The following is a 16470-nucleotide window of genomic DNA, read 5'->3' as shown; positions in this document are numbered from 1 at the left end:
TGCTCGTATGCCGACGCCGATCCACTCTGACACCGTCCAATTAACCGGCCTGCACCTGGAGTTGCGGGACGTCACGCAGGACGTGCGGGGCGCCGGACGGGTGTTGGACGACGTGTCCTTCGAGGTCGAGGCCGGGCGGCTGGTGGTCATCGCGGGGAGCAGCGGCGCGGGCAAGACGGTGCTGTTGCAGACCCTCGCGGGACTCCAGCCCCCGACCTCGGGGGACGTACTGCACGACGGCGCCCAACCGGGGCCGCCCGGGCCGGAGTTCGGGTTCGTACCGCAGGAGGACGTGATCCACCGCGAGCTGCCGTTGCGGCGCACGCTGGAGTACGCGGGGCGGTTGCGGATGCCGGGCGGGACGGTGTCGGCGCGGGTGACGGAGGTGCTCGACGTCCTCGGCCTTGCCCAGCGCGCCGACACTCCGGTGCGGGCGCTGAGCGGCGGGGAACGCAAACGGGCGGGTATCGCCGCCGAGTTGCTGACCCGACCCCGGGTGCTGTTCCTCGACGAGCCCACGTCCGGCCTCGATCCGGTGACGGGCGCCGCGCTGCTGGCGACCCTGCGCGGGCTGGCCGAGTCCGGGACCACCGTCGTCCTCACCACCCACGTGCTGGCCGATCTGCCGCGCTGCGATCAGGTCGTGTTCCTGTCGCCGGGCGGGGCGGTCGCCTTCGCGGGGGCACCGGACGCGCTGCTCGGGGCGTTCAGGGCGGAGACGGCGGAGGACGTGTACGCGGCGGTGGCGGAAGGGAAGCGTGCGGAGAGGGCCACCCCGGCCCAGCCTGCGGAGCGGGTCCCGGCACCTCCCGCCCACCGTCCGCCACGCGTCGGCGCCGTACGTCAGTGGGCGCTGCTGACCCGCCGTACGACGGCGCTGTTGGTGCACAACCGGCTGTCCGTCGCCGTGTTCGTGGGGTCGCCGGTGATGATCGTGGCGATGTTCGCAGTGTTGTTCCGGGCGGGGGCGTTCGATGCGGCGGCGCCCGATCCGGGGTCCACGGCGATGATCATGTTCTGGATCGCGTTCGGGGCGTTCTTCTTCGGGCTGACATACGGACTGCTTCAGATCTGCACGGAGTTGGCGGTGCTGCGCCGTGAGTGGCTGGCCGGGTTGCGCATCGGACCGTATGTCGCCTCGAAGTTGACCACCGTCCTGCCGGTACTGGCCGCGGCGGACGCCCTGTTGCTGACGGTGCTGCGCGCGCTGGACCGGTTGCCGGCGGCGGGCTGGGACACGTATGCCTCGCTGTTCCTCACCAGTGTGCTGGCCTCGGCCGCCGCGCTCGCCCTCGGGCTGCTCACCTCGGCGGCGGTCACGGACCCGGGACAGGCGACCCTGATGCTCCCGCTGCTCTGCTTCCCCCAGGTGCTGTTCTCGGGGGCGTTCGTGCCGGTGCCGCGGATGGCGTCCGCCGGGCAGGCGATCAGCTGGGCGATGACCAACCGCTGGGCCTTCGAGGCACTGGGCAGCGCGATCGGCCTGGAGAGCCTGTGGCGCGACGGCAACTCCCCTGCGGGACCACCGCTGTTGCACTCGTACGGCGACTCGTTCGCGCATCCGGCGGAGCGTGGCTGGCTGATCCTCGCGGGGTTCGCCGTGCTGTTCCTGGCGGCGACGTGGGCGGTGCTGGTGCGCAAGTGCCGTCAGGGGGTGGCTGCGGCGCGCTCCGGGCGGTGAAAGCCCCCCGCTCCAGGACCAGTCACTCAGCAGCCCGCCCTGTCCGCGAGGCCGGCCACCGTCGGCACCCGGTCCCGGTACGTGCTCGCGACGAAGTCCAGAAACGTTTCCACATCCCTTGGCTGCGAGGAGACGCCCACTGAGACCCGTACCGCACCTGCCGACGGCAGCCCCAGTACGTCCAGGTACTCCTCCAGGGAGCCCAGCGGCTTGCGGGCCGCCGAGCGCAGGCTGCGCAACGGCAGCGCGAACGCCGCCTCCCCCGCGCCCGGGTTGCAGAAGCAGCCGTAGCGGAGCGAGATGCGGTGGTCGGCGCTGTCCTGGGAGACGACGCGTTCGTCGATCACGCGGCCGGCCGCGTCGAGGAGGTTGAGGGCGACGGTGCCGCCGCGGGTGGGGCCGGTGTCGGTGGGGCCGTAGACGCGGGTCATCGGGGTGCCGTCGGTGTGGCGTAACTCGGCGACGCCCGAGAGGAGTTGGGCGGTCAGGCGGGTCACGTGGTCGTGGACGCGGTCCATGCCGATGGTGTCGATCCACTCCAGGCCGGCCGTGATGTCGGGTATGGAGAGGAAGTTGACGGTGCCGTCCTCGAAGGCGGCCTCGCCGTCCGCGAGGACGTGCCACTGTGCCTGGGCGCTCGCGGCGTAGATGGTGCCGCCGGAGAACCAGGGGCGGCGGAGTCGGGCGAGGGCCTCGCGGCGGACGACGAGGCTGCCTATGCCGGTGGGGTAGCCGAACACCTTGTACCAGCTGACCACGGTGAAGTCCGGGTGGTGGCGGGACAGGTCCAGGGGGTTCGTCGGCACGAAGGCGGCGGCGTCCAACAGGACGTCGTAGCCGCGTTCGTGGGCTGTGTCGATCCAGTCCAGGGAGTGCCGTACGCCGGTGAAGTTGCTCTGTGCCGGGTAGGCGAGGAGTCCGCGTCCGTGGCGGCGCCTGCGGGCCGTCAGCGCGGTGTGCAGGCGCTGCTCGTCGATCGCCAACTCCTGGCCGTGGACCGGGACATACTCCGTTTTCGCGCCGCCCGCTCGCGCGTACTCCCGTAATCCGTTCACGGAGTTGTGGTTGTCGAGGAGCATCACGAGCCGGCCGCCGGGGGCGAACGGGTACGACTCGCCGATCAGGCGCAGCGCGGCCGTCGCGTTCGCGGTGAACACCACCGTGTACTCGGCCGGGTCCGCGTGGAAGTGCCGGAGCACCGCGGCGCGGGCCCGGGCGAGCAGGTCGCCCGAGGCGCGGGAGGCGGGGCTCTCCGAGTGGGGGTTGCCGAAGACTCCTCCGGTGATGCGCTCGGCACTGGCCCGGACCAAGGAGGTCGGGGCGAGTCCGGCGCCCGTGTAGTCGAGATAGGTGTGCCCTTCGGCGTCCAGGTAACCGAAGTCCCGCGCCCTCAACTCGCCGAGATCCACCGCGTTCATGTCCTCGTACCCCCCGCTTTGTCAGATCGGTCCCACTCAACCATCAAACTCGGCAAGGGCACTTCCCGGTTCCCCTCACCAAACGCTCACACCTGGGCTACATTCGAGCACCGTCGATAACAGCAATGATCGGCAGAGTCACGCCCCGTACAACCCAGGAGCAGCGCATGCGCGACTTCGCCGTCGCTCCACCCCCCACCTCCACCACCCTCAACGGCGGCCTCGCCGACAGCATCTTCGAGACCGCGGTCCTCCATCCCACCCTCCCCCTGATCGCACGCAAGCAGGACCCGTCCTCCACCGAGTGGGAGGAGGTGACGGCCGTGGAGCTGCGGGACGAAGTCGTCGATCTGGCAAAGGGGTTGATCGCCTCCGGGATATCGCCGGGCAGCCGGGTCGCGATCATGGCCCGTACCCGTTACGAGTGGACCGTGCTCAGCCACGCCCTGTGGGCGGTCGGCGCCGAGGTGGTGCCGGTGCATCCGACGTCCTCGCGCGAGCAGGTCGAGTGGATACTCCGGGACGCCAACTGTGTGGCCGTGGTCGTGGAGGACGAGCAGGGCATCATGACCGTCGGCACGGTGTGTGCCGCGCTGCCGCTGCTGCGGCACGTCTGGCAGCTGGACTCCGGGGCGCTGGCCCAGATCATGGAGCGGGGCACGTACATCCCGCAGACCACGGTCGACTCGCTGCGCCGGATCGTGATGCCGGACTCGACCGCGGTCATCGCCTACACCTCGGGCACCTCGGGCCGCCCCATGGGCTGCGCGCTGAGCCACCGCAGTCTGGCCAACCCCTGCGACACGCTGCTCGCGGGCTGGTCGCACACGGCGGCGCCGCCCGGGGAACAGCCGGCCGTGCTGGCCTTCCTGCCCTTCTCGCACGTGTACGGGCTGATGATCCAGGGGCTGTGCATGCGCGGCGGCTGGCTGATGGCGCACGAGCCGGAGATGACCGAGGCGGCGCTGGTGTCGGCGCTGCGCACCTTCCGGCCGACCTATCTGTACGCGGTGCCGTCGATCTTCGAGAAGATCTACAAGAACTTTCTCCGTACGGCCCAACAGACGGGCCGCGGCGCCCTGTTCGAGCGTGCCGCCTCGACCGCGCGGGACTTCGCCGCGGCCGAGGAGAGACAGAGACTCGGCCGGGGTTCGGGCCCCGGTTTCGATCTGCGACTCCAGCACGCCGTGTTCGAGCGGACGGTGTACCGCAAGCTGCGGTCGGCACTGGGCGGCCGGGTGGTCCGCGCGACGTCGGGCGGTTCTCCCCTGAACCGTGAACTGTCCTTGTTCTACTCGGGTATCGGCATCCTCGTGCACGACGGCTACGGCCTCACGGAGACCGCCGGCGGGATCACGATGCAGCCGCTGGGCCGGGAGAAGATCGGCACGGTGGGGCAGGCGCTGCCGGGCACGGAGATCCGGGTCGCGGAGGACGGGGAGATCCTGGTGCACGGGCCCTCGGTGTTCCAGGGCTACATCAACGACGAGCGGGCGACCCGGGCCGTGATGCACGCGGGCTGGCTGGCCACCGGGGACATCGGGCGGCTGGACACCGAGGGGTATCTGACGATCACCGGCCGCAAGAAGGACATCATCATCACCAGCAGCGGCAAGAGTGTCGCGCCCGCCGCGCTGGAGAACCGGCTGCGGATGCACCCGCTGATCCATCAGGCGGTGGTCGTCGGCGACGACCGTCCCTGTGTGGGGGCACTGCTCACGCTGGACCCGGAGTTCGTGGCGCACTGGCGGGCCGGTCTCGCGCTCCAGAGCGACGCGCGGGGCCGGGAGGCGCGGGAGGAGAACGCGCTGCGGGAGGAGATCACGCGGGCTGTGGCGGCCGCCAACAGCCCTGTGGGGCGCGCCGAGTCGATCCGGGTGTTCCGGGTGCTCCCGCATCCGTTCGACGTCGCGGGCGGGCTGCTGACGCCGTCGATGAAGCTGCGCAGGGACGCGATCGTGCGGCACTACGCGTTCGAGATCGACGCGATGTACCAGGCACGCGCGCGTGCCCCGCAGCAGTCGGCGGAGGAACAACTCGCGGGCTGGGACGACGCGGACAACGTGTTCCGCTGACGTCACCGGCCAGGGCTCACTCCGGGCGGTGGGCCACGACCGCGAACATCGTGACGGACATGTGCAGCGCGCCGCGCTCCGCGGCCTCGGTGAGGTCGGCGTAGGCGCGGTCGCGCTGGGCCTCGGTCAGGGCGCCGCGGCGGACCGCGGACTCGCCGAGCATGCGGATCAGCGGCCAGGCCACCGACCGGTGGTCCTGGAGCAGTGCCTGCGAGCCGCGGTCGTCGACGACGAGTCCGGCGGCGCTGAGCTGGCCGACGAGCCGGCGTCCCGAGTAGGGATTGGCCGCCCCGGTGAGGGCGCCGGAGGTGAACGCGGCCGTGACCTCGGGGTCGCCCGGGTGCAGGATCGTGGTCGCCCAGTCGGTGTCGAGCAGCGCCACGCGTCCGCCGGGGCGCAGGACGCGGGCCATCTCGGCGACGGCCTTGTCCGGTTCCGCGAGGTGCTGGAGCACCCGTTCGCACCAGACGACGTCCACGGAGGCGTCGGGCACGGGCAGGGACAGCGCGTCGCCGTCCGTGAAACGGGCCGGGTTCCCGTCCGACGCGGCGCGTTCCTCGGCGACGGCACGCAGCCCGGGGTTGGGCTCGACGCCGAGCGCCGATCCGTCCGGGCCCACGGCCGCGGCCAGTTCACGGGTGGTCGAGCCGGTGCCGGCCCCGACGTCGAGAACGCGTTCCCCGTTGCCCGGGGCGAGTGCCTCGTGCGCCCATGCGCGCAGTCGTCGTACGCCTGGATTGGCTTCCTGGATGTCGAGCGCGGCCACCAGCCGCGTCACGTTGCCGGCGTCGATGTTCTGGGTGCGGAAGCCTGACCCCGGATCGGGCTGAGTGTGCGACATGGCGTGCACTCTACGGTCCGAAGTGATCGTCCACAGGCGGGTCAAAGGTCATTCAGGTACGGCATTTGTTCATGTGTCCGCGGCGTACGGCGGGCCTCGGCGGGGCATGCTGGTGCCCACGCGTTCGTCTGCCTGCCGCGCTCAGCTGGCGGAACGGCTCCCGGCACGGTGGGATCGATGTGGTGCGAGGCAGCGATCCAGGGGCAGGCGTACGGCGTCGAGGCAGACCGCCTGGAGCCGCAGAAGGGATGAACACCGTGACACGACCGAGGATCCTGGTGGTTGGCGCAGGCTTCGCAGGAGTGGAGTGCGTTCGCCGCTTGGAGAGGAAACTGACCCCGGAGGAAGCCGACGTCACGCTGGTGACGCCGTTCTCCTACCAGCTCTATCTGCCCCTGCTGCCCCAGGTCGCCTCCGGCGTCCTGACCCCGCAGTCGATCGCCGTCTCGCTGCGCCGCAGCAAGAAGTACCGGACGCGGATCATCCCGGGCGGCGCGATCGGTGTGGACATCAAGGCCAAGGTCTGTGTGATCCGCACGATCAACGACGAGATCGTGAACGAGCCCTACGACTACATCGTGCTCTCCCCCGGCAGCATCACCCGCACCTTCGACATCCCCGGGCTGACGGATCACGCCTTCGGGATGAAGACCCTCGCGGAGGCCGCCTACATCCGCGACCACGTGATCACGCAGTTGGACCTCGCGGACGCGAGCGACGACCCGGCGGAGAAGGCGTCGCGGCTCCAGTTCGTGGTCGTGGGCGGTGGTTACGCCGGTACGGAGACGGCCGCCTGTCTGCAGAAGCTGACGCATGCCGCGGTCAAGCGCTACCCGCGGATCGACCCGGGTCTGATCAAGTGGCACCTGATCGACATCGCGCCGAAGCTCATGCCTGAGCTGGGCGACAAGCTCGGCAAGAGCGCGCAGGAGATCCTCACCAAGCGCGGCATCGACATCTCCCTGGGTGTCTCGATCGCGAAGGCGGGGCCGGAGGAGGTCACCTTCACGGACGGGCGCGTGGTGCCGACCCGCACGCTGATCTGGACGGCCGGTGTGGTCGCCAGCCCGCTCATCGCCACGCTGGGCGCGGAGACGGTGCGGGGTCGGCTCGCGGTCACCGCCGACATGAACCTGCCCGGACACGACGGTGTGTTCGCGCTCGGTGACGCAGGCGCGGTGCCGGACGAGGCCAAGGGCGGGGACGGCGCGATCTGCCCGCCGACCGCGCAGCACGCCATGCGGCAGGGCAAGGTGGTCGCCGAGAACGTGATCGCGACGCTCCGCAACCAGCCCCTGAAGCAGTACGTCCACAAGGACCTCGGGCTGGTCGTGGACCTCGGCGGCAAGGACGCGGTGTCCAAGCCGCTCGGCATCGAGCTGCGCGGTTTCCCCGCCCAGGTCGTGGCCCGCGGCTATCACTGGTCGGCGCTGCGCACGAACGTCGCCAAGGTCCGGGTCGCGACGAACTGGACGCTCAACGCGCTGGCCGGCGACGACTTCGTGCGCACCGGCTTCCAGGCCCGCAAACCGGCCACGCTGAAGGACTTCGAGTACACCGACTCGTATCTGTCGGCGGAGCAGGTACGGGACCGCGTCGAAGGGTCCGGGATCCAGGAGCCGTAGCATCGGTGGTACGGATCTTGATGTGAACCTGGGGAGAGTACGGCGGCGTGAGGGCAGTGGGACGGGCGGCGTGGGCACGGGTGCGGTATCGCGTCGCGGCGTCCGATCCCGGACTGCTGCGGCTGACGGCCGGGCTGCGGACGGTGGCCTCGATCGCCCTCACGCTGACCGTGCTCTCCCTGGTGCGGGCCTCGGTACCGCATCTGGTCGCCGGGGCGATGGCGGCGATGGTCTCCACGTTCGCCATCCGCGAGAAGCAGCGCACCCAGCAGGCGGTGACGCTCGCGCTGGGGCTGCCGGTGGCGCTGGCCTCGGTGTCGCTGAGCGCGCTGCTGAACTCGCGGGTCATCGCCGGTGACGTCTTCTTCGTCCTGCTGATCTTCGGCGCGGTCTACAGCCGCCGGTTCGGCGACCGCGGCACGGCCCTCGGTCTGATCGGCTTCCAGATCTACTTCCTGTCCCTGTTCGTCGGCGCGACCGTCTCCGCACTGCCGCGGCTCTACGGCGTGCTCGGCGTCGCCTTCGCGTGCAGTGCGCTGGTGCGGTTCGCGCTGGTGCCGGAGACGCCCACCGGGACGCTTGACCGGCTGCGGCGGGCGTTCCGGGCGCGGTTCGCCCAACTCGTCACCGCGCAGCTCGCGTTGCTCGACGCCGGTCCCGACGACATGGAGAAGGCCCTCACCGACGTACGGGAGGGCACCGCGCGCCTGCACGAGACGGCGCTGCTGATCCAGGGGCGGCTGGAGGACGGGACCGCCGACGAGACGGTGGCGCGGCTCGTGCAGCGCCGTATCGCGGACGCCGAGGTGGCCGCCGAACGGCTCGGTCTCCTGCTGCTCACCGCCCGGAGCGCCGAGCGGGGCCACACGCTGACCCTGCATCTGCCGGGCGCGCCCGTGCCCGCCGGTGATCCGCTGCCCCGGCAGGACGAGGTGACCGACACGCTGCGCCGCGATCTGGAGGCGCTGCGTCTGCTGGTCCTGCGGCCGGCGGGGACGGACTCGGGCACCGGGCTGGCGCATGTGCGCAACCGGCTGCTGGGCTATCGCGAGGAGGAGAACCTGCCGCCCGCCTCGGACGCCGTGCAGGACGTGTTCCGGGGCATCGGTGAGGCCGGGCGTGCGGTGCTGGGGCTGCGGATCGCCGTGGACGGGCCGCAGGACGAGTCGGAGGACACGCCCGCGACGACCCGCTCCCGCGAGGAGCTGGACGCGGAGGACGTCGCCATCGCGGGCAGCGAGGAGGCCGAGCAGGAGGACGCGGAGCGCACGGGGCTACGGCGGCCGACGACGCGGGCGGCCGTTCAGGTCGCGGTCGGATCCTCGCTGGCCATCATCGGCGGCGAGTTCCTGTCCAGTCAGCGCTGGTACTGGGCGGTGCTGACCTGCTGGATCGTGTTCATCAACACCTCGTCCACGGGCGAGATCCTCGTCAAGGGCTACCGGCGGCTGCTGGGCACGGTCCTGGGTGTCGTGGCCGGTATCGGTCTCGCGGGCCTGGTCGGGCATCACACCTGGACGGCGTTCGCGCTGGTGCTGCTGTTCATCTTCGCGATGTTCTACACGGCACCGCTGTCGTACACCCTGATGTCCTTCTTCGTCACCGCGATGCTGGGCCTGCTCTACACGCTGCTGCACACCTACAGCGCGTCGGTGCTGCTGCTGCGGATCGAGGAGACGGCGCTCGGCGCGGCCTGCGGGGTGGTCGCGGCGGCGCTGGTGCTGCCGGTGCACACGGACCGCCGTACGAACGAGCTGCTCGGCACCGTGCTGGAGCGGCTCACGGATGTCACCGAGGCCGCCGTCGACCAGCTCAGCGGCGGGGCCCCGGCCGAACTGCTCGACAAGGCACGGGACTTGGACCAGGCGCTGGCCGATCTGAGCGCGTCCACGCAGCCGTTGACGCACCCGATCACGCCGTTGCGGGCGCGGCGGGACACGGCGCGGTACGTCGTCGCGCTCCTGGAGACCTGCGCGTATCACGCGCGGTATCTGGCGGCGACCGCCGAACTGCTGCCCACGCATCCGTCGATAGCGGCCGATCCCCGGCTGCGTGAGGCGGGGCGCCGGATCGTGCACAACATCGGGGTGATCGGCGCCCATGTCTCCGACGGGGACGCCGTCGGCGAGATCGAGACCGGGCCGAGCATCGCGTCCCTGCTGCGGCCCGGGACACCGGGGACACCGCGCTACGGGCGCGTCACGGACCGTGTGCTGCGGCATCTGCAACGTCTCGACGAGGCCGTGACCGGCCTGGCCCGGCCGCTCGACGTGCCGATCGCGGCGCCGGTGAAGTGAACTCCGCGCGCCTGGGTAGGCGACGGCCATGACTGATGTCGTGGACTCGGACGAACTGTTGCGGCGCATCCGGCGGGCCCGGGCCTTCGCCGCCCAGGAGGTACAGACGTGGTCTCAACAGGGCGACGCCGTAAGGGAAGTGGCCTACGAGGTCGTGCTGCGGGTGCTGGACGAGATCGTGGCCCCCGGTCGGCATGCGACGAAGTGAAACCGGTCACGCGACCGGTTGAAGTGGGTACGAAATGCCCGTGGATGGTTTACGGTTCATTCATACGTGGTCCCGGAGTCGACCGAACCGTCCTCCGGCGCCACCGCTTAACGGCCCTGGCTGGTCTCCCCCGTCCAGCCAGGGCTTTTTCATGCCCGATTCCGTCCCCCGAGGTGCCCAGGACGTCGGCAGAGGCTGAAATGGGCGTAGGGAGAATTCCGGATCCGCTGCCGGCGAGGAGCCCTGTGCCATGACCAAAGCGATAAAACTGCTGACCGCCCTGCCCCAGGCCCAGCGCGAACGGCTGATGGAGGTCGCGCAGGAGGTCTCGTTCGCCGAGGACTCCAGGATCTTCGAGGCGGGCGGCACGGCCGACCGCTTCTGGGTCGTCCGCTCCGGTGCCGTCTCGCTCGACCAGCGGGTCACCGCGCAGCAGCGGGTCACCGTGGCCACGCTCGGCGCGGGCGACCTGCTCGGCTGGTCGTGGCTGTTCCCGCCGTACGAGTGGGACTTCGGCGCGGAGGCGTTCAGCGCCGTGCGGGCTTACGAGTTCGACGCGGCGGCCGTCCTCGCGCTGAGCGTGGAGGATCCGCTGCTCGGGCTCTCCCTGGTCCGCATCGTCGCGGAGATCCTCGCGCACCGGCTGGCGATGACCCGGAGCAAGCTGATGGAGCACTACGCGATCCATCGGCCGGTCTGAGGTCAGATGCGGTAGCGGCGCAGCGCCGGGACGGCGGCGGCCAGCGCCAGCATGATGACGATGACCAGGATGCCGCCGCCGGCGACCGCCGTACGCGGGCCGAGGGCCGAACCGGCCGTGCCGTGCAGCACGTCGGCGAGGCGCGGGCCACCGGCCACCACGACGGTGAAGACGCCCTGCATACGGCCGCGCATCTCGTCGGTGGCGGCGGACAGCAGGATCGCCCCGCGGAACACCATGGAGACCATGTCGGCGACCCCTGCCGCGGCCAGGAAGACCACGCCGATCCACAGATTGCTGCTCAGCCCGAAGCCGGTGATGGCCGCGCCCCAGGCGACGACCGCGCCGATCACCATCCAGCCGTGCCGCCGCGCCCGCGAGAACGTGCCGGAGAACAGTCCGCCGACCACCGCCCCGATCGGGATCGCCGCGAACAGCATGCCGAGGGCGAGACCCTCGCCGTAGGGCGCGTAGGTCTGGGCGGCGAGCTGTGGGAACAGGGCGCGGGGCATGCCGAAGACCATCGCGATGATGTCGGCGAGGAAGGAGAGCAGCAGCACCTTGTGCAGCGAGATGTAGCGGAAGCCCGCGACGATCTCCCGCCAGCCCGCGCGGCGCGGGGTCGCGGACTCCAGGGGTGGCAGCGAGGGCAGCTTGACGACCGCCCAGAGCGTGACGCACAGGGCCAGCGCGTCGATGAGATACAGCTCGGGCAGGCCGATGACCGGGATGAGGGCGCCCGCGAGGAGCGGTCCGAGGACCTGCCCTGTCTGCATGACGGTCGAGCCGAGGGCGTTGGCCGCGGGCAGCTGCTCGGCGGGGACCAGGCGGGCGATGGAGGCGTTGCGGGCGGGCGCGTTGAGACCCCAGAAGGCCTGCTGCATGGCGAGCAGCACCATCAGCGCGGTCACCGAGTTGAGCCCGATGGCGGCCTGGACCCAGAACAGCACCGAGGTCACGGCTATGCCGCTGTTGGTGATCAGCAGCAGTTTGCGGCGGTCCATGCTGTCGGCGAGCGAGCCGCCCCACAGCGCGAACACGATGAGCGGCACCAGGCCGGCCATGCTGGCGGCGCCGACCCAGGCGGAGGAGCCGGTGATGTCGTAGATCTGCTTGGGTACGGCGACGGCGGTGAGCTGGCTGCCGACGGCCGTGACGATGGTCGAGGACCACAGGCGGCGGTAGGCGGGGATCTGCAGGGGGCGGGTGTCCATCGCCCAGCGGCGCCAGCCGCGCCGGGGGCCCGTCGCCGGTTCCCGGTCCTTCTGCGACTCTTTCTGAGACTCGGGTTCCGTGCCGCTGTCGGTGCTCTCGCTCGTGTCCACTGGCTTCCTGGTTGCTCGCTACATCTAATCGACCAGGGTTCACTATCGCAGCACCGGCTGTGGCTGCCGAATCCGCCATCTCACGCTCCGGCCACCAGCGTTGCGCCGAGACCGATCATCGTCGCGGCGACCAGGCCGTCCAGCACCCGCCAGGCGGAGGGCTTGGCGAGGAAGCGGCTGAGCAGGCGGGCGCCGAAGCCGAGCGCGGTGAACCAGCACAGGCTGGCGCAGACGGCGCCGAGTCCGAAGGTCCAGCGCAGCGGGCCGCGGGCGGCGGCGATGGAGCCGAGCAGGAACACGGTGTCCAGGTAGACGTGCGGGTTGAGCCAGGTCATCGCCAGACAGGTGAGGACGGCCCGGCGGCGCGAGCCGGTCGACTCGCCCTCGGCGTGCAGGGCGGCGGCGGGGCGGAAGACCCGGCGGGCGGCGAGGACGCCGTAGCAGAGCAGGAAGGCGCCGCCGATGAGGCCGACCGCCGTCAGCGCGCCCGGCCAGGCGACCACGACCGCGCCGACCCCGCCGACGCCCAGGGCGATGAGGACCGCGTCCGAGAGGGCGCAGATGCCGACCACGGCGAGGACGGCGTCACGGCGGATGCCCTGGCGCAGGACGAAGGCGTTCTGGGCGCCGATGGCGACGATGAGCGAGAGGCCCGTGCCGAAGCCGGCGGCCGCCGCGGAGAGAGCGTTGGTCACGCCTCGACGCTAGGGATACCAGCTGCTGGAGTACAGCTAAAGATTCTTACGTAACATTAGCGCTCGTGATGGTTTCGGAGCTTCCCCTCGACCAGGTACGGACGCTGCTCGCGGTGGTGGACGAGGGCACGTTCGACGCGGCGGCCTCCGCGCTGCATGTGACGCCCTCGGCGGTGAGCCAGCGCGTGAAGGCCCTGGAACAGCGCACGGGCAGGGTCCTCCTGCTCCGCACCAAACCGGTCCGGACGACCGAGTCCGGCGAGGTGGTCGTGCGCTTCGCCCGCCAACTGGCCCGCCTGGAACGGGACGCGCGCGCCGAGCTGGGCATGAGCGACGCCGGTGAGCCGACCCGGGTGTCGGTCGCCGTGAACGCCGACTCCCTGGCCACCTGGTTCCTGCCCGCCCTCACCCGCGTCCCGCGCGAACTCCGCGTCTGCTTCGAGCTGCGTCGCGAGGACGAGGACCATACGGCGGCGCTGCTCCGCGAGGGCCTGGTGATGGCGGCGGTTACGTCGTCGCCGGACGCGGTGCCGGGCTGCTCGGTGCGGGCGTTGGGGCGGATGCGCTATCTGCCGGTGGCGAGCCCGGAGTTCAGGGAGACATATCTGGGCGCCGGTCCGCTGCGGGACGCGCTGGCCGAGGCACCGGTGATCACCTTCGACCGGCGGGACGACTTCCAGGACTCCTTCGTACGGCGGCTGCGGCGGGGGCAGGGCGGTGCGAGTGCGGTACGGCATCTCGTGCCGACCTCGGAGGGGTTCGTCGAGGCCGTCGCCGCGGGGCTGGGGTGGGGCATGGTGCCGGAGATGCAGGCCGCTCCGCTGCTGGGTGCCGGGCGGCTGGTGAACTTCGCGCCGTCGCGGTCGGTCGATGTTCCGCTGTACTGGCAGCAGTGGAAGTTGGACTCGCCTGCGTTGGCGGGGGTGGCCGGGGCGGTCGTGGGGGCGGCGGAGGGGGCGTTGCGGGGCTGAGCGGGCCATCGGTCGTGTCGATGTGCGGCTCCGCCGCGGGGGGGTCTGTGTGCTGTTGTTCTGGTGCGGCGCCGTCGTGGCTGGTCGCGCAGTTCCCCGCGCCCCTATGAGGCGCTCCCGCATCGCGGAGGACCTCGTGCGGGCTGCTCAGCGGACGCGCGGTCCGGTGGCGCCGTCGTCGCTGGTCGCGCCCACGCGGCGGAGGCACATATCGACACAGCCCCGCACCCCTATAGGGCGCTCCCGCATCGCGACAGACCTCGTGGCGGCTGGTCAGGGGACGCGCGGCCCGGTGCGGCGCCGTCGTCGCTGGTCGCGCCCGCGCGGCGGAGCCGCATATCGACACAGCCCCGCACCCCTATAGGGCGCTCCCGCATCGCAATGGATTTCGCTCGGGCTGCTCAGGGACGCGTGGGCTTCAGTTGGGCGGCTGCGCTGTCCAGGAGCATCTCCAGGGCCGTCGGATACGCGCTGTCGACCATGCGGGCCGCCAGCAGCGGGGCCGCCTCGGCGATGCGGGGGTGGGTGGTGCGGGGCAGGCGGGCGTAGGTCGAGCGCCACATGGCCTCGTCGGCGTGGAGGGCCGCGGTCGGGAGGGCCAGGGACGCGGCGTCCAACGCGGCGAAGGCCAGGGTCTGGTCGATGAACGCGTGGTAGATCCGCACGGTGTCCGGCAGAGGGAAGCCGGCCGTGCGCAGGACCTCCAACACGGCCTCGTCGGCGGCCAGTTCGTTGGGGCGGCCGGTGACTCGGCTCGTCGTCAGTTGGGCGGCCTGTGGGTGGGCGACGTACGCGGCGTGGATGCGCAGGCCGATCGCGCGCAGGTCGGCCCGCCACTCCCCCGTCGGTTCCCAGCCCCGGAGTGCCCGCCCGACCAGGGCGTCGCCGATGGCCAGGGTCAGTTCGTCCATGCCTCGGAAGTAGCGGTAGAGCGTGCTGGGGTCGGCGTCCAAGGCCAAACCCAGGCGGCGGGCGGTGAGGCCCGCGCTGCCGTGTTCGCGCAGCATGCGCAGGGCCGTGTCGACGATCAACTGCTCGGACAGGACCGTGCCGCTCTTGGTGGGGCGGCGCCGTCGCCGCTTCTCCTCCGACACCACCGGTTTCGGCATCACGGCCTCCCTGTGCTCTCTCGTGCTCCTTATGCCAACGCCATTGACCTTATCCGCGTGACCGGCGTTGTATCTCGGTCAGGGCCCGCTGACGTTCGTGGTTCGGCAGTGAAGGAGTTCTTGTCATGCGTGTACTGCTCGTGGGAGCCGGTGGTGTGGGGACCGCGGTCACCCGGATCGCGGCCCGGCGTCCGTTCTTCGACGCGATGGTGGTCGCCGACTACGACCTGTCCCGGGCGGAGGCCGCGGTCGCCGCGCTCGGGGCGGACGGCGCCCGGTTCCGTGCCCAGCGGCTGGACGCGAGCGACGAGGAAGCGGTCGTAGCGGCGCTGCGTGCGCACGAGTGCGATGTGCTGCTCAACGCGACCGACCCGCGTTTCGTCCTGCCCCTGTTCCGTGCGGCGCGTGCCGCCGGGGCCAACTACCTTGATATGGCCATGTCGTTGTCCCGGCCGCATCCCGAGCGGCCGTACGAGGAGTGCGGGGTCAAGCTCGGGGACGCGCAGTTCGCCGACGCGGGCGACTGGGAGAAGGCGGGTGCGCTGGCGCTCGTCGGGATGGGTGTGGAGCCGGGGCTCTCGGACGTGTTCGCGCGGTACGCGGCCGACGAACTCTTCGACGAGATCGAGGAGATCGGCATCCGCGACGGGGCGAACCTCACCGTCGACGGCTACGACTTCGCCCCCTCCTTCAGTATCTGGACGACGATCGAGGAGTGCCTGAACCCGCCGGTGGTCTACGAGGCGGACCGGGGCTGGTTCACGACCGAACCGTTCAGTGAGCCCGAGGTGTTCGACTTCCCCGAGGGCATCGGGCCGGTGGAGTGCGTGAACGTGGAGCACGAGGAGGTGCTGCTGGTCCCGCGCTGGGTCGATGCGAAGCGGGTCACCTTCAAGTACGGGCTCGGCAACGAGTTCATCGAGACCCTGAAGACCCTGCACCTGCTCGGCCTGGACCGCACCGAGCCGGTCACGGTCCTGAGTGCCGCGGGTCCAACTGCCGTATCGCCGAGGGATGTTGTCGCCGCCTGCCTGCCCGACCCGGCGACGCTGGGCGACCGTATGCACGGCAAGACGTGTGCGGGCACGTGGGTGCGCGGAACGAAGGACGGGGCGCCGCGCGAGGTGTACCTGTACCACGTGGTCGACAACCAGTGGTCGATGGCGGAGTACGGCTCCCAGGCCGTGGTCTGGCAGACGGCGATCAACCCGGTGATCGCGCTGGAGTTGCTGGCCACGGGGGCGTGGAGCGGCTCGGGTGTGCTGGGTCCGGAGGCGTTTCCGGCCGGGCCGTTCCTGGAGCTGCTGACGACGTACGGGGCGCCGTGGGGGTTGCGGGAGCAGTGATCGCGCTCGATCACCGGGGGCGGCGGGGAGTTAGAGGGGGCGTCGATCGCCCCCGGGTGACTGGGAGTTGGACGTCGCCAATCCCCCTCCACTGGACGGGAGTCAGACGGGAGCCAATCTCCTCCGCTGGACGCGGGTTGGTCGGACGCGAATCCCCCTCCAGTGGGCCTGAAGTTGGC

General features: G+C 71.1%; 13 protein-coding genes. 8 read left to right on the top strand and 5 right to left on the bottom strand.

Annotated elements, in window-relative coordinates; genetic code table 11:
* The first annotated feature begins 7 nt into the window (after positions 1–7).
* Entirely contained in the window at positions 8–1681 is a 1674-nt protein-coding gene (locus OG194_RS44750) for an ATP-binding cassette domain-containing protein (protein WP_327406453.1), read from the top strand.
* Positions 1682–1707: 26 nt separating this feature from the next.
* Here the strand turns inward: OG194_RS44750 and OG194_RS44745 are convergent, their stop codons facing one another.
* Positions 1708–3099, bottom strand: coding sequence for an aminotransferase class V-fold PLP-dependent enzyme (locus OG194_RS44745; protein WP_327406452.1), 1392 nt, complete (start codon positions 3097–3099; stop codon positions 1708–1710).
* A 167-nt stretch (positions 3100–3266) separates the two neighbouring features.
* Between OG194_RS44745 and OG194_RS44740 the strand changes: the two genes are divergently transcribed.
* Entirely contained in the window at positions 3267–5174 is a 1908-nt protein-coding gene (locus tag OG194_RS44740) for an AMP-dependent synthetase/ligase (RefSeq protein ID WP_327406451.1), read from the top strand.
* 16 nt (positions 5175–5190) lie between these two features.
* On the opposite strand, the gene OG194_RS44735 is transcribed toward OG194_RS44740, so the two are convergent.
* A complete protein-coding gene (locus OG194_RS44735) occupies positions 5191–6015 on the bottom strand; it encodes a methyltransferase domain-containing protein (RefSeq protein WP_327406450.1) in 825 nt (274 codons plus the stop codon).
* Positions 6016–6263: 248 nt separating this feature from the next.
* On the opposite strand from OG194_RS44735, the gene OG194_RS44730 reads away from it, so the two are divergent.
* The 4 genes from OG194_RS44730 to OG194_RS44715 all read left to right on the top strand — a co-directional run bounded on the left by OG194_RS44730 (position 6264) and on the right by OG194_RS44715 (position 10845).
* A complete protein-coding gene (locus OG194_RS44730) occupies positions 6264–7640 on the top strand; it encodes an NAD(P)/FAD-dependent oxidoreductase (protein ID WP_327406449.1) in 1377 nt (458 codons plus the stop codon).
* Positions 7641–7687: 47 nt separating this feature from the next.
* Positions 7688–9937 carry an FUSC family protein gene (locus OG194_RS44725; protein WP_327406448.1) on the top strand — a complete coding sequence of 750 codons (2250 nt, stop codon included), beginning with the start codon at positions 7688–7690 and terminating at the stop codon, positions 9935–9937.
* 28 nt (positions 9938–9965) lie between these two features.
* The gene (locus OG194_RS44720; RefSeq protein WP_327406447.1) at positions 9966–10145 is read left to right on the top strand and encodes a hypothetical protein; all 180 of its coding nucleotides are present in this window, start codon (positions 9966–9968) and stop codon (positions 10143–10145) included.
* Between the two features lie 250 nt (positions 10146–10395).
* Complete coding sequence (locus OG194_RS44715; protein ID WP_327406446.1) at positions 10396–10845, top strand: cyclic nucleotide-binding domain-containing protein; 450 nt, start codon at positions 10396–10398, stop codon at positions 10843–10845.
* Positions 10846–10847: 2 nt separating this feature from the next.
* On the opposite strand, the gene OG194_RS44710 is transcribed toward OG194_RS44715, so the two are convergent.
* Positions 10848–12170 carry an MFS transporter gene (locus OG194_RS44710; RefSeq protein ID WP_327406445.1) on the bottom strand — a complete coding sequence of 441 codons (1323 nt, stop codon included), beginning with the start codon at positions 12168–12170 and terminating at the stop codon, positions 10848–10850.
* Positions 12171–12250: 80 nt separating this feature from the next.
* Positions 12251–12865: a LysE/ArgO family amino acid transporter gene (locus OG194_RS44705; RefSeq protein ID WP_327406444.1), complete on the bottom strand. Its 615-nt coding sequence runs from the start codon at positions 12863–12865 to the stop codon at positions 12251–12253.
* A 68-nt stretch (positions 12866–12933) separates the two neighbouring features.
* Between OG194_RS44705 and OG194_RS44700 the strand changes: the two genes are divergently transcribed.
* A complete protein-coding gene (locus OG194_RS44700; RefSeq protein WP_327407409.1) occupies positions 12934–13836 on the top strand; it encodes a LysR family transcriptional regulator ArgP in 903 nt (300 codons plus the stop codon).
* Between the two features lie 401 nt (positions 13837–14237).
* Here the strand turns inward: OG194_RS44700 and OG194_RS44695 are convergent, their stop codons facing one another.
* Positions 14238–14945 carry a TetR/AcrR family transcriptional regulator gene (locus OG194_RS44695; protein WP_327406443.1) on the bottom strand — a complete coding sequence of 236 codons (708 nt, stop codon included), beginning with the start codon at positions 14943–14945 and terminating at the stop codon, positions 14238–14240.
* Between the two features lie 125 nt (positions 14946–15070).
* Between OG194_RS44695 and OG194_RS44690 the strand changes: the two genes are divergently transcribed.
* On the top strand, positions 15071–16291 hold the full coding sequence (locus tag OG194_RS44690) for a saccharopine dehydrogenase family protein (protein ID WP_327406442.1): 1221 nt from the start codon (positions 15071–15073) through the stop codon (positions 16289–16291).
* The last annotated feature ends 179 nt before the right edge of the window (positions 16292–16470 follow it).

It is taken from the genome of Streptomyces sp. NBC_01288 (genome assembly GCF_035982055.1).
Lineage (GTDB): Bacteria > Actinomycetota > Actinomycetes > Streptomycetales > Streptomycetaceae > Streptomyces.
The sequence above is the reverse complement of the archived record's forward strand: the minus strand, read 5'-3'. Positions and strand labels throughout refer to the sequence as shown.

What these genes read in the sequence shown, in the direction of transcription:
- OG194_RS44745 (WP_327406452.1), bottom strand. Translation starts at nt 3,099, where the DNA reads ATGAACGCGGTGGATCTCGGCGAGTTGAGGGCGCGGGACTTCGGTTAC.
- OG194_RS44750 (WP_327406453.1), top strand. Translation starts at nt 8, where the DNA reads ATGCCGACGCCGATCCACTCTGACACCGTCCAATTAACCGGCCTGCAC.
- OG194_RS44720 (WP_327406447.1), top strand. Translation starts at nt 9,966, where the DNA reads ATGACTGATGTCGTGGACTCGGACGAACTGTTGCGGCGCATCCGGCGG.
- OG194_RS44735 (WP_327406450.1), bottom strand. Translation starts at nt 6,015, where the DNA reads ATGTCGCACACTCAGCCCGATCCGGGGTCAGGCTTCCGCACCCAGAAC.
- OG194_RS44730 (WP_327406449.1), top strand. Translation starts at nt 6,264, where the DNA reads ATGAACACCGTGACACGACCGAGGATCCTGGTGGTTGGCGCAGGCTTC.
- OG194_RS44740 (WP_327406451.1), top strand. Translation starts at nt 3,267, where the DNA reads ATGCGCGACTTCGCCGTCGCTCCACCCCCCACCTCCACCACCCTCAAC.
- OG194_RS44690 (WP_327406442.1), top strand. Translation starts at nt 15,071, where the DNA reads ATGCGTGTACTGCTCGTGGGAGCCGGTGGTGTGGGGACCGCGGTCACC.
- OG194_RS44700 (WP_327407409.1), top strand. Translation starts at nt 12,934, where the DNA reads ATGGTTTCGGAGCTTCCCCTCGACCAGGTACGGACGCTGCTCGCGGTG.
- OG194_RS44715 (WP_327406446.1), top strand. Translation starts at nt 10,396, where the DNA reads ATGACCAAAGCGATAAAACTGCTGACCGCCCTGCCCCAGGCCCAGCGC.
- OG194_RS44695 (WP_327406443.1), bottom strand. Translation starts at nt 14,945, where the DNA reads ATGCCGAAACCGGTGGTGTCGGAGGAGAAGCGGCGACGGCGCCGCCCC.